A 23,245-nucleotide genomic window follows, 5' to 3' on the forward strand; every position below is an offset into this window, starting at 1 on the left:
GATCGCGAATTCGTCAGCGCCTGAGGGTTTTCAGGGCTTAGTGTTCGATTTTGCTCAGGATGTCGTGCAGGGTCCGCAGATCGTCGGAGGGTAGGGCGGCGACCGAGTCCGGCGCGGGATCCGGTGTCGCCAGTGCCTGTGCGAGTACGGCGCGCCCCGCCATGGTGATGGAGACCAGTTTCTGGCGCCGGTTGGTGGGATCTACCTCCCGGACGACGTAGCCCAGCTCCTCGAGCTGATTGACCGCGACCGTGGCGGCGGGGGCGTCGATGGCCGCGGCGTACGCCAGTTCCTTGACCGTCATCGGACCGCTCCGCAGGCGACGCAGCACTCGGATTCGGCCGAACGACAAACCCGTTCGCTCGCTCGCGGCCCGCCGCCACGGGTCGCGGGAGTACATCACGAGGCGGGTGAGCATGGCCCATACCTCGTCGGGGTTCGGGGTGTCATCCGGCATGGGTGGGCACTTTCTGTTCCAGCAGGGGGGCCACGCGGTCACTGGATCGTTTGGCCCACGGGGTGTTCGCGGCTATGCCGAGTATGGCGACACCGGCGGTCAGCACCGCGATCACCCACCACAGTCCCGCGCCGGTCAGCGCGCCGCACAGGGCGACACCGATGCTCGTTCCCACCTGACGGCTGGTCGAGGCGACCGAGGACGCCGCGCCCGCCCGATCCAGCGGCATGCCGCTGACCGCCGTGGTGGTGATCGGCGCGTTGACCATGCCGAAGCCGATCCCGAAGATCGCGAACACGATCACCAAGGCCCACACCGGGGTCTGCGGGTCGAGCCTGGTGAGCAGCCCGGCGGCGACCGTCATCGCCACACCCGCCGCGATCAGTGACGGCCGGGTGCCGTACCTGCCGACGAGCCGCCCGGACAGCGGCGAGAAGATCACCACCGCGACCGCCATCGCGAGATAGAGCAGACCGGTGTGCACGGCCGAATAGTGCCGCACCGTCTGCAGATACAGCGAGTTGCTGAACAGGAACGCGCCGAGCGCGGCGAACGAGAAGACGGCGATCACCGTCGCCGAACTGAACGGCACGCTGCGGAAGAAGCGCAGATCGATGAAGGGGTCGATGCGGCGTGACTCGTAGTAGACGAACGCCGCCAGCGCGATCGCCGAGACCACGAAGATCAGCGGCTGCCGCTCGATCAGCCCGAAGACTGTGGAGAACAGGAAGACCACCGCCAACACCTGCCCGATCGGGTCGATGCCGCGCACCGTCGCCGACTTCGATTCCGGCACAAAGACAGTGGTGAGCACCAGCGCGAGCGCGCAGATCGGCAGATTGATCCAGAACACCGACTGCCAGCCGAGGGTGTCGATCAGCACGCCGCCGACGGTCGGGCCCAGCGCCATCGAGATGCCGACCACCGCGCCCCAAACCCCCACCGCGCGAGCACGTTCCACCCGTCCGGTGAACACCGTGGTGATGATCGACATGGCCACCGGGTTGAGCATCGAGCCGCCGATCGCCTGCACGAACCGGGCCGCGATCAAGACCTCGATGGACGGGGCGAGACTGCACAGCAGCGAGCCGAGCGCGAAGGTGATCAGGCCGATGCGGAACACCCTGCGCCGCCCGAACCGGTCCGCCGCCGCGCCGGCCAGCATCAGCAGGCTGGCCAGCGTGAGCGTGTAGACGTCGACGATCCACTGCAGCCGGGACAGGGGCGCGTCCAGATCGGCCTTGATGGTCGGGATCGCGACGTTCACGATCGTCGCGTCCATCGACACGATCAGCAGGCTCAGACAGCAGGTGGCCAGCACGAGCGTCTTGCGCCGTGCGGTCATCTGTTCAACAGTTGTGATCACACAATTATTGTGAAGTCACAACTGTTCCGAATGCAAGGGCTGTGAGCGGCGTCGCAGCCCAGAGGTTGGCATGCTGGGCAGGTGATCTCGGAGACGGAAGCGCTGTTCCTCGGCGGACGTTCGGGTGTCGGCAAGAGCCGGGTCGGCCTGGCGGTGCACGCACTGCTGTCCGGCGCCAAGGTGCGGCACGCGTTGATCGAGGGCGACAACCTCGACCTGGCCTACCCGCCGACCTGGGAACACGGCCTCGCCGAACAGAACCTGGCAGCAATGTGGCAGAACTACCGCGCCCTCGGCTACCGCCGGCTCGTCTATACGAATACCGCGTCCGTGCTGCCGGAGGTCATGGGCGAACTCTCGGCCGCGATGGGCGACACCCCCACCATCACCGCAGTTCTGCTGACCTGCGACGACTACACCGCCCGAGCCCGACTTGCGCACCGCGAGAACGGCATCGAACTGACCAGGCACCTCGAACGCAGCATAGCCATGTCCCGCGAACTCTCCGCCGCAGTGCCCGACTGGGTACACGTGGTCGACACGACCGAACGCACCCCGGAGGACATCGCGGCCGCGGTCGTCGCTTTGACCGGCTGGCGGACCGGTCAGCCGGTGGCGACATAGCCGCTGGCCTACCCTGACTACGGTTCGTCGGTGTGATCTAGGGAGTCTCGGTGGGTGCTGCGCTTGTCAAGGGGGAGAACGGGTCGCTGGCGCAGTCGCGGGTGGTGGTGTCGGTACGGAGTGCGGCGGACATCGAGGTGTCGGCGTTGCTGGTGACGGCGGCGGGCACGGTGCGTTCGGATGCGGACTTCGTGTTCTTCAATCAACCCGCCGCGCCCGGTGTTTTGTTGCGGGTCGATGCGGCTGCGGCGTTGGAGGTTTCGTTCGCCGACCTGCCCGCGGAGATCGAGCAACTGCGGGTGGTGATCACGCTGGACCAACCGGGCGCTACCTTCGGCGAGTTCGCCGCGCCGGTGGCTGAGGTGGCCGATCCGTCCGGAAATGTGTTGTACGAGTATCGGATCGATGGTCTCGCCAGTGAGTCCGTGGTCATCGCGCTCGAGCTGTACCGGCGCGGGGCCGAGTGGAAGGTCCGGGCGGTGGGGCAGGGGTACGCGGGTGGCTTCGCGGAGCTCGTCACCGATCATGGTGTGCACGTGGACGATGCGCCTGCGTCGGCCGAATTGCCCTCCGCCGCAACGGAGCTCGAAGTGCGCACCGTGCCGGGCGAGGCGGCTCTGTCGTTCGAGAAGCGCGGCCAACTCGACATGCGCAAGCGCGCTGTCGCCAAGGTGCTGGTCGACCAGGGCGCCTGGGGAATTCGCGCACGCGTCGTGCTGGTGATCGACAAGACCGGCAGCATGCAGAAGCAATACCGCAATCAGGTGGTGCACCGCGTGGTGCAGCGGATGATCCCGGTGGCGACCCAGTTGGACGACAACGGCGCACTGGAGGCGTACCTGTACGCCCTCTCGTTCGCCAAACTGCCCGACATCACCGTCGCGCAGGCCGACGAGTGGGCGCAGACCTACCTGCACCTCAGCGGTACCCATGCGGGCATCGACTACGACCGAATCGGCGGCCGCAACGACGAATTGCCGGTGCTGCGCGACATCATGGCCTCGCTGCGCCCCGGCGACGGGCCCACGCTCATCCTGTTCTTCACCGATGGCGGCTTCGCGAACAAGCGCGACATCAGCGCGCTGATGCGCGAAGCATCGCACCTACCTGCCTTCTGGCAGTTCATCGGCCTCGGCCGGGCCAACTACGGCCTGCTCCGCTCGCTGGACGAGCTGACCGACCGGATCGTCGACAACGCAGGTTTTTTCGCGCTCGACGACATCGATCGGGTCGACGACGGCGAGTTGTACGCGCGGCTGCTCGGCGAGTTCCCGGCGTGGTTGCGGGCGGCCAGGGATGCGGGCGTCCTGCGCTGAATCACCTTCAGTGCTCGGGCATTTGCTTCTTCGCCCACTCGGCCCACTCCTTGTTCATCAGGAAGTAGCGTTCGCCCCATTCCAGGGCGATGCGGCCGTTTCTGGAGAAGTCGTTGTCCTCCCAGTCGATCGACTCTTTGAGCGCCATCAGGTCGGCATGACTTCGGTCGGCCCAGGTCTCGATGTCGGTCAGGTACGCCTCGGCTCGGTCGCGCGGGATGACGCCGAGGAAGAAGACGCGCAGTAGCAGCTCGTTGCGGTTTGCCTGCTTCGGCGCGGTCTCGGTGAGCCAGTGTCTCAAGGCGGCCAAGCCCGCCTCGGTGATGGTGTATTCCTTGCGGCCGCGCGGCCCTTCCTCCGACACGTTGATCAGCTCGGCCTCGGCGAGCTTGGTGAGCTCGGTATAGATCTGGCTCTGCGTCGCGGTCCAGATGTTGGCCAGCGAGTTCTTGAACCGGTAGATCAGGTCGTAACCGCTGGCAGGGCGGTCGGCCAGCAGGCCGAGCACGGCGTACCGAAGGCTCATGCCGGTCACTCTACATTCCATCCTTGACAGGTCGGTTTCGCAGCATCTAGTTTCGACATGTCAAAACTGGAATGTCGAGCGGCGAGGAGCTCTTGGACATGTCGTATCTGCGGACGTTCGCCCCCTGGATCGTCTACGCCGTGGTCCCCGCCGCGTACTGGCAGTGGGCCGCGCTGGGCGCACTGCTGCTGTCGCTGTTCGAGGTGACCAGGCAACTCCGGGCCGGTCGCACCCTCGACGCCTTGATCATCGATCTCGGATCGCTGATCTTCTTCGCGGCGTTGACGGTGCTCGCCTTCGCCGATCCGGCTACCGCGCTGCACCCCTACAGCCCGGCCCTGTCCTCCGGCGTGCTCGCGCTGATCGCGGGCGTCTCGCTGGCATTGCGTAAACCCTTCACCCTCGGCATCGCGAAACAAACCGCCCCGCAAGAACTCTGGGATCACCCCGTGTTCGTCCGCACCGCCTACGTGCTCACCGCGGTGTGGGCGGCGAGCTTCACCATCGGCTGCGTCGTGCTGATCGCGCTCGCGCATGCCGGGTCGACGCCGCGGACCATCGCGCAGGTGCTGGCCTTCGCGGTGCCCGCGGTGTTCACGATCCGCTACGTCGCCTACATCCAGTCCAAGGCACCCGCCGCCGCTCGACCCTGATCAGATCGGTTGTCTCCCATGACCACTTCCGTGCCGCACCTCACCGGCAACTACGCGCCCGTCACCGACGAGCTCACCACATACGACCTGCCGGTTACCGGACAGCTTCCGCCCGAACTCACCGGCTGGTACCTGCGCAACGGCCCGAATCCGCACGCGGCCACCTCGCACCATTGGTTCGCCGGTGACGGCATGGTGCACGGCGTACGGATCGAGAACGGCCGGGCGGTCTCCTACCGCAATCGCTGGGTCCGCACCACCACCTTCACCGACGACGCGCGCATCTACGACGAGTTCGGCAACCACGATTTGACCGCCGGTGTCGCCAACACCCACGTCATCCGGCACGCGGGCCGCACGCTGGCGCTGGTCGAGTCGTCGCTTCCGTACGAACTGACCAGCGACCTGGACACCGTCGGTGCTTACGATTTCGACGGCAGGCTGGGCACCGCGATGACCGCGCACCCGAAGACCTGCCCGGTCACCGGCGAGCTGCACTTCTTCGGCTACGAGCTCACCAACCCGCCCTTCTTGACTTACCACCGTGCCGACGCCGACGGCGATCTGCTGCTCAGCCGTCCGATCGAGGTGCCGGCCCCGACGATGCAGCACGACTTCAACCTCACCGCCGAGCACGTCGTATTCATGGATCTACCCGTCGTTTTCGACATCGCGGAAGCGGTCGCCCGCACCGGCATGCCGTTCCGCTGGAGCGACAGCTACCAGGCGCGCCTCGGCGTGCTCCGGCGCGACGATCCGCACGGCGAGGTGCGCTGGTTTCCGATCGAGCCCTGCTACGTCTTCCACACCCTCAACGCCTACGACGAGCCGGGCAAGATCGTGCTGTACGTGATGCGCTATCCGCAGTTGTGGCGCAGCGAAACGCACACCTTCGACAAGTCGACCCTCTGGCGGTGGACCATCGATCTCGCCGCGGGCACCGTCGCCGAGGAACAGCTCGACGATCGGGTCGCCGAATTCCCGCGGGTGGACGATCGTCTGGTCGGGTCGAACGCGCGGTTCGGTCATACCGCGGTGGCCGATGATTCCGGCGCGCTACTGCGCTACGACCTGCACACCGGCAGCAGCACGGCGCACGAGTTCGGCCCGGGGCGGATCCCCGGCGAGGCGGTTTTCGCGCCCGCCGACGAGAACCCGGGCGGCGACGGCTATCTCATGACCTTCGTCTACGACGCCGCGACCGACAGCAGCGATCTGACCATCCTGGACGCCACCGACCTGGCCGCGGCACCGGTCGCCACCATCCACCTGCCGCAGCGGGTCCCGTTCGGGTTCCACGGAAGTTGGTTGGCGGACCGGTAGTTCAGGGCGTAGGGGAGCGGGCGGGGGTCAGCCGATGACGGCGTTCATGATGGTGCCCGCGCTGGTGGCGACGACACCACCGATCATGGCCCCCGCCACCATCTTCGGGGAATCGAGGCCGCCGCCGGTCCACTTCTCCCACGCGAACTTGCCGCCCGCGTAAATGATGGCGACGATGCCGGCCAGGAGAACGAACCAGGTGAAGTAGCGGACCAGTTGAAGGAACTTGTCGGAGACCGGCGGAGCCTCGGGGCTGGGGTTGCCGATCTGAGCAAGCAGTGTGTCGTGCACGGCGAGCAGGATCATCGTGGTCAGCTCATTCTGGATTCGGGACAGGGCAGGATTCGCTGTCTGCGATGGTATCGGTTTGTTCGCTGCAATGCAGTCGGGTCGGTGCGCTGGAGTGAAGTTCGCCGTACCAGGGCACTTGCCGGGGTTGCTGAAGCTCGGGATGATGGGTGGAGCGGGGGTTGAACAACTTTCGCGTGGCAGCTCGGCGGCACCAAAGTTGTAGTGGAGCGTAGGGAGTAGACGGTGAGCATTATTCTGGCGTCGGTCGGGGAGACATTCACGACATTGGCGCAGGTCAGCAACCCGACCCCGGAAGCGCCACCCTTGTCGGACAAGCTCTTACAGATGGTTCGCTACCTCACCTGGTTCGCGCTGCTGTCGGGGATCCTGGCCATCATCTTCGCGGGCGGCAAGTTCGCCTGGGAGAAGTGGCAGGGTGGCGCGCTGCAGTCGCCGAAGATGATCGCGGGAGCCATGATCGGCGGTGTCGTCGCCACCAGCGCCGGCACCATCATGAACGCCGTGCTGGGCACCTGAGCCGCTAGCGGCAAACATTTAGCTATACTCCTGCGCAATCGCTGGCCATGTCCGACCGGATCGGAAGCAGGGGAAAACCTATGGGCGAAGGCGGGCTGTCGCGTCGGAGCGTGCTCGGGTTGGCGGCGACCGTGGCGGCGGCGGGGTTGTCGGCGTGTGGTCGGTCCGACGACGCGTCTTCGGGCCCTGACACCGTTGCGCCCAGTGCCGCCGAGTCGATCGCCAAGGACGCCTACATCTTCGGCTTCCCGCTGGTCCTGATGGACGTCACCAGGGCGGCGGCCGAGGCGACGACGCCGGCCAATCGGTTCCAGCACGCCGCCGCGCTGCCGACTCCCGCGCGGCGAGATGTGGTGCGGCTCAACCTGGATACGCTGTACTCGGTCGCGTGGCTCGATCTGCGCGCCGAGCCGATCGTGTTGCGGGTGCCCGCCATGGAGGGCGGCCGGTACTGGCTGATGCAGCTGCTCGACGCGTGGACGAACACCGTGCACAACCCGAGCAGCGTTCGGCCGCAGGCGAAGCCGGGATCGTCGGGCGCCTATGCCATCGTCGGGCCGAATTGGTCCGGAACCCTGCCCGACGATGTCACGCCGCTGCTCGTGCCCACGCCGACGGTGTGGTTGATCGGCCGGATCCAGGTAAACGGTCCGTCGGATCTGCCTGCCGTGCGCGCGATTCAGCAACAGTTGCAGCTGATGCCGCTGAGCGACTGGACAGCGCGCCGTCCGGTCGCGCCGCTACCCCCTGTGCCCCAAGCGGATTCGGCGCCACCCGCGAAGCAGGTCGCCGAGATGGATGCGCGGACCTTCTTCGATCGAATGTGCGCGGTACTGGCAACCAACCCGGCTACACCCAACGACGCCGCCGCGATGAAACGCTTCGCCATGATCGGAATCACGCCGGGCGGCAAGGTCATCGGACTCACCGACCAAGAACTGTCCTCGGCGGTGAACACCGCGCGACAACAAATTCCGGTCTACCTCGATCCGCAGGCGGTGCACGAGAACGGCTGGACCTTCGATCCCGCCATCGGCACCTACGGCACCAACTATCTGCAGCGTGCCGCCATCGCGTGGAAAGGGCTCGGCGCCAACCTGGCCGAGGACGCCATCTATCCGACGCTGTTCGCGACGGCGGACAGCGCAGGCCGGTTCCGCCTGCACTTCCCGGCGGGGCAGACACCGCCGGTCGACGCGTTCTGGTCGCTGACCGCCTACGACGCCGACAGTTACCTGATGTCCAACCCCGCCGGGATCTACGCCATCGGCCACCAAATTCCGGTGGTGCCCAACCCGGACGGCTCCGTCGATCTCGCGGTCCAGCACGCAGACCCGGGTCCGAGTGTCCCGGTGGGCAACTGGTTACCCATCCCGGAATCGGGACCGTTCTCCCTCACCCTGCGGCTGTACGCACCGAAAGCCGAAGCGATCCAAGGACGTTGGCAGCCACCACCGTTGCTGCCGGTGCCTTGAGATCGAGTCGTTCGTTAGGAACGAACCTGTCCTAAGGGCTCAATACCGTTGTATTCATGACAACCACACCGGAGAGCGTCCGCCCCTTCCGCATCGAGATCCCGCAGGCTCAGCTCGACGACCTGCATACGCGGCTGGCGAACACCCGCTGGCCCGCCGAGCTGCCGGGCGTCGGCTGGAGCCGAGGCGTGCCGGTCGATTACTTGAAGGACCTCGCCGAGTACTGGCGCACCGAATTCGACTGGCGGGCACAAGAATCGCTGCTGAACGGGCATCCGCAGTTCAGCACCGAGGTGGACGGGCAGCACCTTCACTTCCTGCACGTCCGCTCGCCCGAACCGGACGCGACGCCCTTGCTGCTGCTGCACGGCTGGCCGGGTGGGGTGACCGACTTCCTCGATGTGATCGGCCCGCTGTCGGATCCGCGCTCGCACGGCGGCGATCCGGCCGACGCCTTTCACCTGGTGATTCCGTCGCTGCCCGGCTTCGGATTCTCGATTCCCTTGGCCGGTCCGGGCATGAACGCGGCGAAGATGGCGGCGGTGTTCGCGAAGCTGATGGCCAGGCTGGGCTACGACCGCTACGGGGTGCACGGCTACGACACCGGCTCGTGGGTCGCGCCGCAGGTCGGTCGGCAGGATCCGGAGCGGGTCGTCGGCGTCCATATCAACGGGATGATCACCTTCCCGATGGGCATCGAAGGGGAGATGGACGGGCTCAGCGAGGTCGAGCAACAGCGTTGGCGGCGCATGCAGAACTTCAACGACGCTTACCTGCAATGCAATGCGAAGCGCCCGCAGACGGTGGCGTTCGGGCTGAACGATTCCCCGGTCGGCCAGCTGGCCTGGATGGTGGAGAAGTTCAAGGAGCTGACCATGCCCGAGGATGCTCTGCCCGAGGACGCCATCGATCGGGATCGCATGCTGCTCGACGTTTCGCTGTACTGGCTGACCGGCACCGCGGGTTCGGCGGCGCAGATCTACTACGAGGAGATCTCCGCGAACGACTGGAGTTCCGCCGACTCAACGGTGCCGACCGGCGTACTCGTCTCCGCCCACGACGTGACCATTCGCCGCTGGGCCGAGCGCGATCACCACATCGTGCACTGGACCGAACTCGGCCGCGGCGGACATTTCCTCGCCATGGAGGAACCGCAGGCCGTAGTAGACGACCTGCGGGTCTTCTTCCGGAAGCTCGCCTGAGATGGCCGCCCGCGAGCCGCTGCGGCGAACCCGGTCCGACGTGCTGAGCTCGCGGGCACTCAACCGCGCCCTGCTCGAACGCCAGTTACTGCTGCGGCGGACAAACCTTTCCGTCGCCGCAGCAGTCGAGCAGGTGTTCGGCCTCAACGCGCAGGATCCGAACCTGCCGTACCTGGCGCTGTGGAACAGACTGTCCGACTTCACCATCGGCGACCTCACCGCCGCGATCGAGGACCGCACCCTGGTGCGTTCCACGATGATGCGTGCCACCCAGCACCTGATGTCGGTGCCGGACTTCCGGCTGGTCCGGCCGATGCTCGCCCCGCTGCTGCTTCGGGTGCAGCGCAACGCATTCGGGCGTCGCACCGAGGGCATCGACCTCGACGCGTTGATCGTCGACGCCACCGCGCTACTGGCCGACGGGCAGATACTGACCAGGCCCGAACTCGGCAGACTGCTGGCACAGCAACGGCCCGGCGCGGACCCGACCGCCCTCGGGTGGACGGCGCAGTACCTGGTGCCGGTCGTGCACCCGGCACCGAGCGGCACCTGGAACGTCCGCGGCGCAACGCCATTCGCCGGCACCGAGTGGATCGGAATGCCCTCGGCGGCAACAGAAGAGGACCGGCGGCAGCTGGTCCGGCGCTACCTCGCGGCCTTCGGCCCCGCCACCATCGCCGACGCACGGGCCTGGTCGGGGGTAAGCGGGCTCCGTGCGGTGTTCGAACAGCTGCGGCCCGAATTACGCTGCTACACCGACGAACTCGGCAGGGAGCTGTTCGACCTCCCGGACGCACCGCGACCGGACGCGGACGTGCCCGCTCCGGTGCGGTTACTACCGGAGTTCGACGCGACCTTGCTCGCCCATGCCGATCGGACCCGGATCATGACCAAGGAGGTGCGCGCTCAGGTCTGCATCGGTGCGGGCGTCGCCGCGACGGTGCTCGTCGACGGCACGGTCGCCGCGATCTGGACTCGCGCGCGGACCGACGACACCGAGGTACTGACGGTACGCCCGCTGCGTCCACTGACCGCGACGGACCACGTCGAGATCGAAGCCGAGGCGCACAACCTCCTGGCCTTCGCGACACCTGTGGGCACCCACCGCGACGTTCGGCTGCTGCCGTACCGAATCAAGTAAACGGGTTTTACTAAACACTGTTCACCAACCCCGGTTCTGTGGTTCCATCATCTCTGGAACGTGTTCCACACAATGTCGTGAGGTCTGCAGCCCAGACCGGTAGGAGTTAGCCGTGACCGTGACCACGCCCTCGATTCCCGCGGGATTCGACTTCACCGACCCCGACGTGCTCGCCAGTCGACTTCCCGTGCAGGAGTTCGCCGAGCTGCGCCGCACCGCTCCCGTGTGGTGGTGCGCGCAGTCCGGCCGGGCCAGCGGCTTCGACGACGGCGGCTACTGGGTGGTCTCCAAGCTCGACCACATCAAGGAGATCTCGAAGCACCCGGAGCTGTTCTCCTCGCACGAGAACGGTTCCATCATCCGGTTCAACGAGGACGTCACCCCGGAGCAGATCGGCATGCTCAGCGACATGCTGCTGATCAACCTCGATCCGCCCAAGCACACCAAGGTGCGCCGCATCATCTCCAAGGGCTTCACGCCGCGTGCGATCGAGAACCTGCGCGCTGCGCTCACCGAGCGGGCGGCGAAGATCGTGCACGAGGCGAAGAAGTCCGGCGGCGGCGACTTCGTCGAGCAGGTCGCCTGCGAACTGCCGTTGCAGGCCATCGCCGAGCTGATCGGCATCCCGCAGGAAGATCGCAAGAAGATCTTCGACTGGTCCAACCAGATGATCTCCTACGACGACCCCGAATTCGAGGGTGATCACCAGGTCGCGACGGCCGAGGTGATGGGCTACGCCTGGAACATGGCCGAGGATCGCCGCAAGTGTCCGGCCGACGACATCGTCACCCAGTTGGTCAACGCCGACATCGACGGCGAGGGCCTGGCCTCGGACGAGTTCGCCTTCTTCGTCATCCTGCTCTCGGTGGCGGGCAACGAGACCACCCGCAACTCGATCACCCACGGCATGAAGGCGTTCGTGGACAACCCGGACCAGTGGGAGCTGTACAAGGCGCAGCGCCCGCGCACCGCGCCGGACGAGATCGTCCGCTGGGCCACCCCGGTGAATGCCTTCCAGCGCACCGCGACTCAGGACCTGGAGCTCGGCGGCCAGCAGATCAAGAAGGGCCAGCGGCTCGGACTGTTCTACGGCTCGGCCAACTTCGACGAGGAAGCGTTCCAGGATCCGTTCAGCTTCGACGTGCTGCGTAATCCCAACCCGCACGTCGGTTTCGGCGGCACCGGCACCCACTACTGCGTCGGCGCCAACCTGGCCCGGCTGCAGATCGACCTGATGTTCAACGCCATCGCCGACGCGATGCCGAACCTGCGCCAGGTCGCCGAACCGGTGCGGCTGCGTTCAGGCTGGCTGAACGGAATCAAGCGGTGGGATGTCGAATATGCCTGAACTGGCCGAATACGCTTGAATGACAGGATGAGTAACCCCAAACCCCGGGGCCGCTCGCCGATCGTGACCGACGCCGAGATCCGGCGGGTGGCCAGGACGCTGCTTGTCGAACAAGGACAAGCCGCGGTGAGCCTGCGCGCGATCGCGCGTGCGCTGGGTATCACCGCCCCCGCGCTGTACCGGTACTACGGGTCGCTGGACGACCTGCTGGAGCGGCTGCGCCTGGAGTTCTGCGCCGATCTCGCCGACGAGCTGTCCGCCGAGATCGCGGCGCTGCCCGACGACGGCGTGGTCCAGTTCTTCGCCATCTGCAAGGGCTTTCGTCGCTGGGCGCTGGCGCACACCAGGGAGTTCACCCTGGTGTTCGCCTCGCCCGGCGGCGGCGAGGCTCGCGCCCTGCGCCGCTTCTCCGAGCCGTTCGGGCGGATCTTCCTCGCCGCCGCGGGCAGGCTACTGGCCAACTACGCCATCGTGACCCCGCCGACCGACGTCATCCCGCCGGAGCTGCGCGAAGATCTGGTGCACTTCCAGACCGAGCTGCTCGCGGCGCTCTCGGAGACCGGGCAGAAGTTCCCGGCGGAGAAGCTCGATCTGGGCGTGATGTATCTGATGATCCAGATGTGGGCGCGCCTGTACGGCCACGTCACGCTCGAAGTCTTCGGTAACTACCCGATCCCGCTGTCCAACCCGGAAATCCTGTTCGACGCCATGCTGGTCGACCTCGGTCGCACCGCAGGGCTACTCACCGAGTGAGCTCAGATGCGGGCGCCTTTGGCGCGGTTGCAGGCTCGGCAGAGGATTTGCAGGTTGGTGGCGCTGGTGGCGCCGCCGCGGCTGAGCGGGATGATGTGGTCGAACTCGAGGTAGTGGCTGTCGCCGCATTCGACGCACTTGCCGCCGTCGCGTTGCCACACTTCGGCTTTCACCTCCTGCGGGATGCTGCGGGTGTCGCGCTGGCCGGGGGTGAGGATCAGCCGTTTGGCCACCCGTAGCGCGCCCTCCAGCGCGGCCGCGACGTAATCCGGGTCGGCGACGGTGAAAGTGGCGCCGCCGCGCGACGACGTGGCCGCGAGCACCACCGAGTCCTGCTCGGTGTGCACGGAAACAACACGGGTCCATGGCAATTCGGTGCCGGTGCCGTGGCCGACGAAGCGCAGCTTCTTGTTGCTGACGATCATCCTGCCCTCGGTGAGCCGCGGCCCGCGAGCCAGTTGCCGGACGTGCACCGCGGGTAGATCCAGGTGAACCTTTTCCTCTGGATCCAGGTGCAGGCCAGGAGTTCGCATCGCCGGTAGATCGCCGCCGCGCAGCCGGGACAGCGTGCGCCCCCGATGCATTCGCCGCCGCAGGTCCTCGACGAGCGGTCCGGTCAGCGCCAGTTCGGTGACGGCGTGCTCGAACGCCGCCAACTCGTCGTGCTCGACCTCGCCGTCGGCGAAGGTGAAGGTGACCAACCGCTCCACATAGCTGAGCGCCACATCGCGCAGGGCCTCGCGGCCCGCCTGCTCCTCGATGCGCTGATAGCGCAGCGACGCCCATAGCGACGCCCATTCGGGGCCGCGCGGGCCATGACCGGTGAGCACCCGCCACGCCTGGGTGTGCCAGTGCGTGAGAAACTCCTCGATCTCGGCCACGCAGAACTGGCACGATGCGAGACCGCCGAACAGCTTGCGCCGCCGCAGGTTTGCGCACCGTGCGCAGTGCCGGTCGCTCGGCTGGTGGCGGCGATGGGTGGCGGTGGTCCACTCGGTACCGTCCCACCAGCGCAGGCGCGCCGGGTCCTCGGGATCCGGATGCCAGTCGGCGAGTTCGGGGTTCGGTGGCGGGGCGGGCGCGGGCGGCGGGTCGGCGAGGCGGCGGGCCAGGTCGACCGGTCGTGCGTAAGGCGAGCGGGCGGGTGGCTGGTCGAGTAGATCCGTCTGCCGCATGCGGGGATTCGTCGGTGCTTGCGCCGCGTCGAGCGAGTCCGAGGGGATGCGCTCCAACGCCGGGGCGGTTGGTTGTGCCGAGGGGGTGTCGTCGCTCAACGGGTCCGCCGGATGTGCCGATCGGTTGTCGCCCCTGAACGGGTCCGCCGGATGTGCCGATCGGTTGTCGCCGCCGAACGGGTGCGCCGGGTGCGTGGTTCGCCGCTCGTCGGCCGGATCATCGACGCTGACACCGAATTCGGTGACCAGCCCGGCCAGGCCGGTGGACCAGCCCTGGGCGATGGCACGGAACCGCCACTGGCCGTCCCTGCGATAGAACTCCCCGAACATCAGCGCGGTGACCGGATCGGCGTCCTCGATCGCGAACTCCGTCATCGGCCCGTGCGCGTCGTGGATGGTGAGGGTCAGACCGGTGATATCGCCGAAGGTGCCCTCGTCGAGCGACCCGGCGAGCACGATCCGGTCCACGTCCGGCTCGGTGCGCGGCAGCGAAACGCTCAGCCGGGCGGTCTGCGGGGCCGGCTCCTGATCCAGCGTCACCGCCTGGGAAACATGCCGGGGGGCGTTGTAGAACACCAGATCCCGATCGGTACGCACCGTCCCGGATTCGCCGAGCAAAAGGGCATGCGCGTCTACCGCATGCGCCGACCGCCACGAAACAACCACGGCAAGAAGGGATGTCGGTACCGCTGCATTAGCGCCTTTGCTGAGTTTCATCGTGCTCGAACTATGCCACGACCCTCCGACACGCCGACTCCGCCGACCCCTCCACTCGGCGGGCCGTGGGCCGTATCCAGGGGGTTCTTCCCGCCCTCGACGGGTTTCCGGGTCAGCTCGGAAGAATCTGCTCAGTGACCGACGCGGTCGGTCGCCGCGCGCAAGGTGGCGGCGGCCTTGAGCACCATCTCGTGGTACTCGTCCTCGGCGTCGGAGTCGAGCACGATGGCGCCGCCCGCCCCGATCCGCCAGTGTCCGTCGTAGCGCACGGCGGTCCGGATCACGATGTTGAGATCGGCGGTGCCGCCGAGCCCGAGGAAGCCGATGGTGCCCGAATAGATGCCCCGCGCTTCGGTTTCCAGCTCGTCGATGATCTCCATGGTGCGCAGCTTCGGCGCACCGGTCATCGAGCCGCCCGGGAAGCACGCGCGCAGGCAGTCGATCACGCCGACGCCGGGGCGCAGCGTGCCGCGCACCGTGGAAACCAGTTGGTGCATGGTCATATACGACTCGATGGCCATCAGCTTGGGCACGTGCACGCTGCCGATCTCGCAGACCCGGCCGAGGTCGTTGCGCAACAGGTCGACGATCATCAGGTTCTCGGCCCTGGTTTTCGGGCTGTCGGCCAGTTCGCGGGCCAGCCGCTCGTCCTCGGCCGGGGTGGCGCCGCGCGGGGCGGTGCCCTTGATCGGCTTGCTCTCCACCGTGTGGCTGCGGTCGATCTTCAGGAAGCGTTCCGGTGAGGAGCAGGCGACCTCGAGATCGTCGAACCGCAGATACGCCGCGTACGGGGCCGGGTTGCAGCGGCGCAGCGTGCGATAGAAGTCGAGGCCGTCGTGCTCGGCGGCGGGCACGGTGGCGCCGTCGGTGAGGCAGATTTCGTAGGACTCGCCCGCGAGCAGCCGCTCCCGGCAAATCGCGATGTCGGCGAGGTAGCGTTCCCGGCCGCGGGTCAGCAGCGGTTCGACGGTGTCGCCGTCCGATGGCACCTCGAGCGTGGGCGGATTCGCCCAGGTAGGCAGGGTTTCCAGGGTTTCGCCGGTGTCGCGCAGCCAGTCGGCGCCCGCGCGCAGCGAGTCGGCGGTCGAATCCGTCAGGGAGAGCAGGTGGGTGCGGCCGCCGACGTGATCGACCACCACGATCCGGTCGGCGAAGATCCACTGCGCGTCCGGTGTCGGTGCCCGATGGGCGGCCTGGCCGCCGCAATCGGCCTTCACCTCGTAGCCCAGGTATCCGACGTACCCGCCCGCGAAATCGAAAGGCAGATCGGGGAGTTCGAGCCTGCGCAGCCGCAATTCGGCGGTCAGGTAGTCGAGCACGCCACCGGCGACGACGCGGCGATGGCCATCGGAGGACTCGACGGTCACCTCGCCCGTGCCGACCCGGTAGCGCACCACCTCCGCCAGCGGCCCGCTCGCATCTCCCAGGAAGGAGAACCGGTCCAGGCCCGGCTCGACGTGCTCGCTGTCGAGCCAGAATGCGGTGGGGGAGTTGCCGTACAGCCGCACGAAGGCGCTCTCGGTATCGATCGCCCGCTCGAGCACGGTGTGCTGGAGTTGCCAGTGCCGGGGCGGGCCGCCGTAGCGATCCAGGATGTCGGGTCGCGCCGGAACAGCGGCGAAGTTGCTTCCCATGGCACCGAATTGCTCCACCAGGGCCGGGAACTGCTCATGCGACAGGGTGGATTGTGTTGTCTCCGAGAGGGTTCGGGTGGCGCTGGGCTGGGCGGTGACGGGCCGCAGCCGCATCGTCACCGGCTCCGCTCGCGCACTCGTGTTCCGCCCGGTGGCCTGAGCCCGGTGTGCCGCAGTCAATTTCGCGAAATTGCGCAGCAGTGCGGCACCGAACTCGCTGGCGATCGACTCTGGGTGGAACTGCACGCCCCACTGCGGCCGACTGCGATGACGCACCCCCATGATCTCCCCGTCGGCGGCCACCGCGGTGATCTCCAGGCTGTCCGGCAGCGGCCGCTGGGCGCTCAGCGAGTGGTAGCGCACGGCGGTGAAACTCTGGGGGAGCCCGGCGAACAGGTCGCGGTCGTCGTGTTCGATCCGGTCGAGGTATCCGTGTCGCGCGGCCGGTGCGGCGGCGACGATCCCGCCCGCGGCGACCACGATGCCCTGATGGCCGAGGCACACGCCGAGTAGCGGCAGATCGGTCGCGCCGATCACCGCCGCCGAGATGCCGACATCGCGAGCGACGTCCGGGCGGCCCGGTCCCGGGGAGATGACGATGTTGTCGAATCGGGCCAGTTCCAGCTCGCCGGCCTCGTCGTTGCGCACGACAGTCGGCTCGATGCCGTTCACCTCGCTGATCAGCTGATACAGGTTATAGGTGAACGAGTCGTAATTGTCGATCAACAACGTGCGCATGGTGCCCGAAACCCTACGCCGCCCAGGTTGCGGCCAACTGTTGTCATATGCCGTCAGTTCGGCTCGGCCCGTGGTGCACAATGTTGGACATGTCTGTTGCGCAACCCGTCGGCGTGGACCGCGAACTCGTCGACTTCGCCCTCGTCGGCAAGTGGATGGATGAGCAGGGCCTGCCCGCAGGCGAATTCGGGGATGTGACCTCGCTCGGCGGCGGCACGCAGAACGTGATGCTGCGGTTCGGCCGCGGTGGTCGGGACTACGTGCTGCGCCGCGGCCCGAAGCATCTGCGCGCGAAGAGCAACGAGGTGATCCGGCGCGAGGCCCGGTTGCTCGGCGCGATCAACGGCACCGATGTGCGCGCGCCGCGGGTGATCGCCGCCTGCCCGGACGACTCGGTGATCGGCGCGGTGTTCTATCTGATGGAGCCGATCGACGGCTTCAATCCGGCCAACGAGCTGCCCGAGTTGCACGCGGGCGACCCGGCCGTCCGCAAGGAGATGGGGCTGTCCGCGGTCGAGGCGATCGCCCGGCTCGGCGCGCTCGACTATCAGGCCCTCGGGCTGGCCGACTACGGCAAGCCCGACGGCTTCTTGGAACGTCAGGTGCCGCGCTGGCTCGGCGAACTCGAGTCGTACTCGGCCAACGAGGGCTATCCCGGCCCGGAGATCCCCGGTATCGAGCGGACCGGTGAGTGGCTGGACCGCAACCGGCCCGCGCAGTGGACCCCGGGCATCCTGCACGGTGACTGCCATCTGGCGAACATGATGTTCGCCTTCGACGGGCCGCAGGTCGCGGCCATGGTCGACTGGGAGATGTCCACCATCGGTGACCCGCTGCTCGATCTGGGCTGGCAGATCGCCACCCGGCCGGAACCGGGCACCACCGGCGCCGCGCTGGTCGGCAAGCTCGGGGCCGCGGGCGGGCTGCCGACTCCGGACGAGATGGTGGCCCACTACGGGCAATTCTCCGATCGCGATCTCAGCGCCGTGCCCTGGTACACCGTGCTCGCCTGCTTCAAGCTCGGCATCGTGCTGGAGGGCACGCATGCCCGCGCGTTCGCGGGCAAGGCGCCCAAGCAGGTCGGCGACTTCCTGCACGCCATCACGCTGGAGCTGTTCGAGCGCGCGCACCGCCTGATGGAGTGATTGTCGGGATGTTGCCGACACTTGGCTGAATATCTATGGTTGTCGATATTCGGCCAATATATCTTTGGCGCATGCCGATCGTTCCTGATGTGAAGAACTGGACCTGGGTGGTCGAACGTGCTTGTCCCGATTGTGGTTTCGACCCCGACGCGATCAGCTACGAGGATGTGCCGCCACTGGTGCGGGACAGTGCGGCGCGATTCGCCGAGGTGCTCGACCGTCCCGATGTCCGGGTGCGTCCGAACGACGCGACCTGGTCGCCGCTCGAGTACGGCGCACACGTGCGCGACGTGTGCCGGCTCTTCGATACCCGCCTCAATCTGATCCTGCTCGGCGCGGCCGACGGCACGGTGCCGCGGTTCGCGAACTGGGATCAGGACGAGACCGCCGTGGCCGACCGCTATGACAAGCAGGACCCGGCGCAGGTCTCCGCCGAACTGGGTGTGGCCGCCGAGGCGGTCGCGCGTTCCTTCGAGTCCGTGCCGCCCGCCGCGCGCGACCTGCGCGGTGCGCGCAGTGACGGCGCTGTCTTCACGGTGGAGTCGTTCGCGCGCTACTTCATCCACGATCTGGTCCACCACGTGCACGACGTGCGCTGCTGAAATCGTCCCAGGACTAGAACGTGTTCCGAAGCCTCGACCACCGGTACCGCTGAAATTTCGACTCGGTACTAGAACGCGTTCCACTTTTCTCGTAGTGTGGGTGCAGTCACATATAAGCACGTGCATGCGAGAGGGTCGACAGGAATGAAGACGAAGGGCGCGATCCTGTGGGGGATCGACCAACCATGGTCGGTAGAAGAGGTCGAGGTCGGCGATCCGGTCTCCGGTGAGGTGCAGATCCGGCTGGAGACAGCGGGCATGTGTCATTCGGACCATCACATCGTGACCGGCGCGACGCCGATGCCCGCCTACCCGGTGATGGGCGGGCACGAGGGCGCGGGCGTGATCACCAAACTCGGGCCCAACTGCCCCGCCGACCTGCAGGTGGGCGACCACGTCATCCTGTCGTTCATCCCCGCCTGCGGGCGCTGTCCGTCCTGCGTGAGCGGCAATATGGCGCTGTGCGATCTGGGGGCAGGCCTGCTGATGGGTCAGGCGATCAGCGACGGCACCTACCGGATCCAGGCGCGTGGCGAGAACGTCATCCCGATGTGCCTGCTCGGCACCTTCGCGCCGTACATGACGGTGCACCACACCTCGGTGGTGAAGATCGACCCGAGCGTGCCGTTCGAGGTGGCCTGCCTGGTCGGCTGTGGCGTGCCGACCGGCTTCGGCTCGTCCACCCACGTCGCGCAGGTCGCGCCGGGGGAGACCGTGGTGATCGCGGGCATCGGCGGGGTCGGCATGAGCGCGCTGCAGGGCGCGGTGCTCTCCGGCGCCACGAAAGTCATTGCCATCGACCCGAATCCGTGGAAGCGGGAGCAGGCGCAGAAGTTCGGCGCCACGCACACCTACGAGAGCATGGCCGCCGCGATCATGCCGATCATGGACGTCACCGAGGGGCGGATGGCCGAGAAGGTCATTCTCACCATGGGCGAAATGCACGGCGACTACATCGAAGAGGGCCTGATCCTCACCGCGAAGGCGGGCACCCTCGTCGTCACCTCGATGGGCCGGATGGACGCCGGCGACGTCAAGATGAACAGCTTCCTGCTGTCCATGCTGCAGAAGACGGTGAAAGGCTGCATCTTCGGCGGCGGCAATGCCCGTCAGGACGCGCCGAACCTGCTGCGGCTGTACAAGGCGGGCCAGCTCAACCTGGACGACATGGTCACCCGCACCTACTCCCTGGAGGAGATCAACCAGGGCTACCAGGACATGCTGGACGGCAAGAACATTCGCGGCATCATCAAGTACACCGAAGCCGACTGGTAACCGAGGTACTCGTGATCGGGCCGAGCCGGGCGCTCGGCCGGGTCACGAGCGCAGTTCGGCCAGAATGTCGTTCGGGTCGGTGCGCGGCATGTCGTCGACCCGCACATCGATGAATTGGACGGTCCGGCTGCGATCGATGATGAGCGTGGTCGGAATGGGGAGTTCCCACTCGCCTTCGGCGTTGCGGTTGCCGATGGCGTAACCGCCCAGCTCGATCGCGTCCATGAAGGCTTGGTCGGCGTGGCTGCCGATGCCGAGTGCGCGGGCGACCACGTTGTCGAGGTCGGACAGCAAGGGGAATTCCAGGGAGTTCAGGAACCGGGTGTATGCCGAGCCCTCTGGAGTTTGGGGACTGATGCCTATCAGGCGCACGCCGCCGGCGGTCAGTTCGGGCAGCAGTTCGTGCTGATACCGGGTCAGGGCCTCGGCACAGGGCAGGGACCAGGCGCCACGGTAGAAGACGAGGACGGCAAAGCTGTTCGCGGCGACCTCGGAAAGTTTCGTCGGCTCGCCCGCCTCATCGAGCAGCGTGAAATCGGGGAGGGTGTAGCCGGCTCGGATCGAGTTCGCCGTCACGATCGCGGCCCTGCGGATATGGGTCTGGGCGAGTTCGGCTTGCATCTCATCGAGCTCGGCCATCATGCGCCGCAGCTTCCCGAATTCATGTGACATCAAAAAACCTGTTTCCCCGGCTCCGCCGATCGACATCGAGACGTCGGTCATCATGCCGTGTGGCCGAGGCGGCGGCGAACAGATTTTCGGACGTATCGGTCAGCGGCGGGTGGCGAGGGTGGTCGCGATCTCTGCGATGAGGTCGTACGGAATGGGTTTGGTCAGCGGGAATTTCAGCGTTCCCTTGCCCGCTCGATACGGTTCGACGGCGCGGTTGAATGCTTTGTCGCCGTCGGGGATCGGGTAGAGGCTGATGTGTTTCTTCCAACCGGCGAAGTGGACGGTGTTGTGGCCGTTCACCTTGAAGGTGGGGATGTCGTAGCTGATCGCCTCCGTCGCGTCCGGCAGTGCGCGCTGGATGGTGTGCCGGATTTCCTCGAGAATGCCGCGCACGTCTTCGGGAAACGCGGCGATGTATGCGTCGATGGTTGCTGGCTGCTCTGCCACGAGGTCCCTCGATTCCGTGAGCGGGTATCGATCGAATCGCTGAAGATGGGTCGAGCATCGTCAGTGTAGGCAGGCGGCGCGTTCGGTTACAGCTCCTTGCGGTACCAGCACTCCGCATACATCTCGTCGTTGTGCGGCGTCGACTCTTTGTATCCCAGCCGGGCATACATCGCCCTGGCCTCCACCAGATCGCGGCGGGTGTCGAGCACTATTCGCGCGGCACCGAGACTGCGGGCCGCATGCTCGGCGGCGTCGATGAGAATGGCGCCGCCGCCCTTTCCGCGCATATCCGTGCGCAGGAAGACGCGCTTCAACTCGGCGGTCGCGGTGTCGAGGAGGCGGATGCCCGCGGTGCCGACAGGTTCACCGTCATACCGGGCAACCAGCAGTACGCCACTGGGCGGCGACAATTCGGTCCAGGTTGTCGCCGCGATCTCGCGCGCGAGTTCCGCGGGGTCGGTCGCGCGGCCTTCGTGCAGTTGATACCAGCGGTCACTGACCTCGGTGTAGTACGCGCGCCACAGCTCGGCGGCGGTGGGGGAGTCGAAGGGTTCGAGGTCGACGGTCCAGCTGCCCACTGTCCCGGGCCCCCGGTGGGTGGCAGTCATCCGGTCAGCGGGTGCAGCGGAGCAGGGCTTGGCGGAGGTTGCGGCTGCGGACGTCGTCCAGGACCGCGAGGCCGAGGCGGTTCATCGAGTAGCCGAAGCCGAGACCTGTTGCGGGGTCGGCGAAGCCGAAGGAGCCGCCGAGGCCGGTGGTGCCGTAGGCGCGCTTGTCGGAGCCGAAGCGGAACTCGCCGCCGGACTTGCGGAAACCGAGGTGGTAGCGAGTCTTGATGTGCAGCACCAGGTCTCCGGCGGGGACGTCGTCGGCGGTGTCGGCCGCGGCCAGCTGGTCGAGCAAGGCGTTATTGAGGGGGAGGGCGCCGGTGCGGCCCGCGGCGGCGCCGTAGACGCGGGCCAGTGCGCGGGCGTTGCCGACGCCGTTGGAGCCGGGTAGCTCGACCTCGAGGAATTCGCGCCGGGTCGCCCGCGCCGGACTGCCGGTCCGCGGATTGCTCAGTGCCGCATAGGCGAACCCGCGCTTGGCGGCGATCTCCGCACCGATGCGCAGCGGGAAGTCGCGCTCGTAGCGCAGCGCGTCCATGCCTCGGGTGGCGGCCATGGTGGCGATGCGCTCCAGCCCCTGGTCGGCGGGCAGGCCGATGAAGAAATCCAGTCCGAGCGGTTTCGCGATGTCCTCGGCGAAGATTCGCCCGAGCGTGCGGTGCTGCGGATCGACCCGTCGCAGCAGTTCGCCCTGATAGAGGCCGAGGGTGATCGCGTGATAGCCGTGCCGGGTGCCCGGTCGCCATGCGGGCTTCTGTGCGGCGAGGATCGGCGCGAGCCCGTCCAGGTCCGCGATCTGACTCAGCCGCACCACCGGATCCAGACCCGAGAGCCCCGCCTGATGGTCGATGAGCTGCCGCACGGTGATCTCGCCTTTGCCGTGCGCGGCGAACTCGGGCCAGTACTGCGCCACCGGCTGCTCGTAATCGAGCAGGCCCTTCGACACCGCCGAGGCGAGCGTGAACGCGGCAAGGCCCTTGGTCGAGGAGAACACGGGGACGATCGTGTCGCGTTCCCACGGCAAGGTCCGGTGCCGATCGCGGTGGCCCGCCCACAGATCCACCACCGGACGGTCGCCCGCGTAGACCGCCACCGCGGCACCGATCTCGCCGTGCTGGGCGAAGTTGCGCCGGAAGGCGTCGGCGACGGGCCCGAAGCCGGACTCGACATCGCCGTGGATCGTCAGCATTTCACTCATGGTCATTCGATGGTAACGGCGT

23 protein-coding genes are annotated in these 23,245 nt (G+C 67.1%); 13 read left to right on the forward strand and 10 right to left on the reverse strand.

The annotated features are described in order from the left end of the window. Window positions 1–37 precede the first annotated feature (37 nt). Both IBX18_RS19165 and IBX18_RS19170 read right to left on the reverse strand, forming a co-directional pair. The gene (locus tag IBX18_RS19165; RefSeq protein WP_194835008.1) at window positions 38–457 is read right to left on the reverse strand and encodes a MarR family winged helix-turn-helix transcriptional regulator; all 420 of its coding nucleotides are present in this window, start codon (window positions 455–457) and stop codon (window positions 38–40) included. Further along, a complete protein-coding gene (locus tag IBX18_RS19170) occupies window positions 447–1,823 on the reverse strand; it encodes an MFS transporter (protein ID WP_373889205.1) in 1,377 nt (458 codons plus the stop codon). Before IBX18_RS19170 ends, IBX18_RS19165 begins: the two co-directional genes overlap by 11 nt. Before the next feature lie 81 nt (window positions 1,824–1,904). On the opposite strand from IBX18_RS19170, the gene IBX18_RS19175 reads away from it, so the two are divergent. Both IBX18_RS19175 and IBX18_RS19180 read left to right on the forward strand, forming a co-directional pair. Beyond that, complete coding sequence (locus IBX18_RS19175) at window positions 1,905–2,447, forward strand: ATPase (protein ID WP_228541422.1); 543 nt, start codon at window positions 1,905–1,907, stop codon at window positions 2,445–2,447. 50 nt (window positions 2,448–2,497) lie between these two features. Continuing rightward, on the forward strand, window positions 2,498–3,763 hold the full coding sequence (locus tag IBX18_RS19180; RefSeq protein ID WP_194835009.1) for a VWA domain-containing protein: 1,266 nt from the start codon (window positions 2,498–2,500) through the stop codon (window positions 3,761–3,763). A gap of 7 nt (window positions 3,764–3,770) precedes the next feature. On the opposite strand, the gene IBX18_RS19185 is transcribed toward IBX18_RS19180, so the two are convergent. After that, window positions 3,771–4,289, reverse strand: a complete 519-nt coding sequence (locus IBX18_RS19185) for a PadR family transcriptional regulator (RefSeq protein ID WP_194835010.1) — start codon at window positions 4,287–4,289, stop codon at window positions 3,771–3,773. Between the two features lie 98 nt (window positions 4,290–4,387). Between IBX18_RS19185 and IBX18_RS19190 the strand changes: the two genes are divergently transcribed. Then, entirely contained in the window at window positions 4,388–4,942 is a 555-nt protein-coding gene (locus IBX18_RS19190) for a hypothetical protein (protein WP_194835011.1), read from the forward strand. Window positions 4,943–4,960: 18 nt separating this feature from the next. Then, window positions 4,961–6,265: a carotenoid oxygenase family protein gene (locus IBX18_RS19195; RefSeq protein ID WP_194835012.1), complete on the forward strand. Its 1,305-nt coding sequence runs from the start codon at window positions 4,961–4,963 to the stop codon at window positions 6,263–6,265. Between the two features lie 27 nt (window positions 6,266–6,292). On the opposite strand, the gene IBX18_RS19200 is transcribed toward IBX18_RS19195, so the two are convergent. Next, window positions 6,293–6,571: a hypothetical protein gene (locus IBX18_RS19200; protein WP_107654974.1), complete on the reverse strand. Its 279-nt coding sequence runs from the start codon at window positions 6,569–6,571 to the stop codon at window positions 6,293–6,295. A gap of 228 nt (window positions 6,572–6,799) precedes the next feature. Between IBX18_RS19200 and IBX18_RS19205 the strand changes: the two genes are divergently transcribed. The 6 genes from IBX18_RS19205 to IBX18_RS19230 all read left to right on the forward strand — a co-directional run bounded on the left by IBX18_RS19205 (window position 6,800) and on the right by IBX18_RS19230 (window position 13,012). Next, window positions 6,800–7,093: a hypothetical protein gene (locus IBX18_RS19205; protein WP_107654975.1), complete on the forward strand. Its 294-nt coding sequence runs from the start codon at window positions 6,800–6,802 to the stop codon at window positions 7,091–7,093. Between the two features lie 80 nt (window positions 7,094–7,173). Beyond that, window positions 7,174–8,568 carry a DUF1254 domain-containing protein gene (locus IBX18_RS19210; RefSeq protein ID WP_194835013.1) on the forward strand — a complete coding sequence of 465 codons (1,395 nt, stop codon included), beginning with the start codon at window positions 7,174–7,176 and terminating at the stop codon, window positions 8,566–8,568. 56 nt (window positions 8,569–8,624) lie between these two features. After that, window positions 8,625–9,770 carry an epoxide hydrolase family protein gene (locus IBX18_RS19215; protein WP_194835014.1) on the forward strand — a complete coding sequence of 382 codons (1,146 nt, stop codon included), beginning with the start codon at window positions 8,625–8,627 and terminating at the stop codon, window positions 9,768–9,770. 1 nt (window position 9,771) lies between these two features. Further along, window positions 9,772–10,911, forward strand: coding sequence for a winged helix DNA-binding domain-containing protein (locus IBX18_RS19220; RefSeq protein ID WP_194835015.1), 1,140 nt, complete (start codon window positions 9,772–9,774; stop codon window positions 10,909–10,911). A 118-nt stretch (window positions 10,912–11,029) separates the two neighbouring features. Continuing rightward, the gene (locus IBX18_RS19225) at window positions 11,030–12,259 is read left to right on the forward strand and encodes a cytochrome P450 (protein WP_135237927.1); all 1,230 of its coding nucleotides are present in this window, start codon (window positions 11,030–11,032) and stop codon (window positions 12,257–12,259) included. 27 nt (window positions 12,260–12,286) lie between these two features. Next, window positions 12,287–13,012: a TetR/AcrR family transcriptional regulator gene (locus IBX18_RS19230; protein ID WP_135235718.1), complete on the forward strand. Its 726-nt coding sequence runs from the start codon at window positions 12,287–12,289 to the stop codon at window positions 13,010–13,012. A gap of 2 nt (window positions 13,013–13,014) precedes the next feature. Here the strand turns inward: IBX18_RS19230 and IBX18_RS19235 are convergent, their stop codons facing one another. Both IBX18_RS19235 and pabB read right to left on the reverse strand, forming a co-directional pair. Next, window positions 13,015–14,853 carry a TerD family protein gene (locus tag IBX18_RS19235; RefSeq protein ID WP_373889206.1) on the reverse strand — a complete coding sequence of 613 codons (1,839 nt, stop codon included), beginning with the start codon at window positions 14,851–14,853 and terminating at the stop codon, window positions 13,015–13,017. A gap of 182 nt (window positions 14,854–15,035) precedes the next feature. Beyond that, complete coding sequence (gene pabB / locus IBX18_RS19240; protein WP_194835017.1) at window positions 15,036–17,276, reverse strand: aminodeoxychorismate synthase component I; 2,241 nt, start codon at window positions 17,274–17,276, stop codon at window positions 15,036–15,038. Window positions 17,277–17,356: 80 nt separating this feature from the next. Here pabB and IBX18_RS19245 point away from each other — a divergent pair, with 80 nt between their 5' ends. From IBX18_RS19245 to IBX18_RS19255, 3 genes are all read left to right on the forward strand, one after another. Continuing rightward, a complete protein-coding gene (locus IBX18_RS19245) occupies window positions 17,357–18,421 on the forward strand; it encodes a phosphotransferase family protein (protein WP_194835018.1) in 1,065 nt (354 codons plus the stop codon). A gap of 71 nt (window positions 18,422–18,492) precedes the next feature. After that, window positions 18,493–19,023, forward strand: coding sequence for a DinB family protein (locus IBX18_RS19250; protein ID WP_194835019.1), 531 nt, complete (start codon window positions 18,493–18,495; stop codon window positions 19,021–19,023). A gap of 144 nt (window positions 19,024–19,167) precedes the next feature. Then, window positions 19,168–20,298: an NDMA-dependent alcohol dehydrogenase gene (locus IBX18_RS19255; RefSeq protein WP_194835020.1), complete on the forward strand. Its 1,131-nt coding sequence runs from the start codon at window positions 19,168–19,170 to the stop codon at window positions 20,296–20,298. Between the two features lie 42 nt (window positions 20,299–20,340). Here IBX18_RS19255 and IBX18_RS19260 read toward each other — a convergent pair whose 3' ends face one another. The 4 genes from IBX18_RS19260 to IBX18_RS19275 form a co-directional block, all read right to left on the reverse strand. Next, on the reverse strand, window positions 20,341–20,970 hold the full coding sequence (locus IBX18_RS19260) for a peroxiredoxin-like family protein (protein WP_194835021.1): 630 nt from the start codon (window positions 20,968–20,970) through the stop codon (window positions 20,341–20,343). A 99-nt stretch (window positions 20,971–21,069) separates the two neighbouring features. Next, on the reverse strand, window positions 21,070–21,417 hold the full coding sequence (locus IBX18_RS19265; protein ID WP_147134690.1) for an iron chaperone: 348 nt from the start codon (window positions 21,415–21,417) through the stop codon (window positions 21,070–21,072). An 86-nt stretch (window positions 21,418–21,503) separates the two neighbouring features. Then, complete coding sequence (locus IBX18_RS19270) at window positions 21,504–22,025, reverse strand: GNAT family N-acetyltransferase (protein ID WP_194835022.1); 522 nt, start codon at window positions 22,023–22,025, stop codon at window positions 21,504–21,506. 4 nt (window positions 22,026–22,029) lie between these two features. Beyond that, window positions 22,030–23,223 carry a serine hydrolase domain-containing protein gene (locus tag IBX18_RS19275; RefSeq protein ID WP_194835023.1) on the reverse strand — a complete coding sequence of 398 codons (1,194 nt, stop codon included), beginning with the start codon at window positions 23,221–23,223 and terminating at the stop codon, window positions 22,030–22,032. Between the last annotated feature and the right edge of the window lie 22 nt (window positions 23,224–23,245).

The organism is Nocardia sp. XZ_19_369, from assembly GCF_015355715.1.
Lineage (GTDB): Bacteria > Actinomycetota > Actinomycetes > Mycobacteriales > Mycobacteriaceae > Nocardia.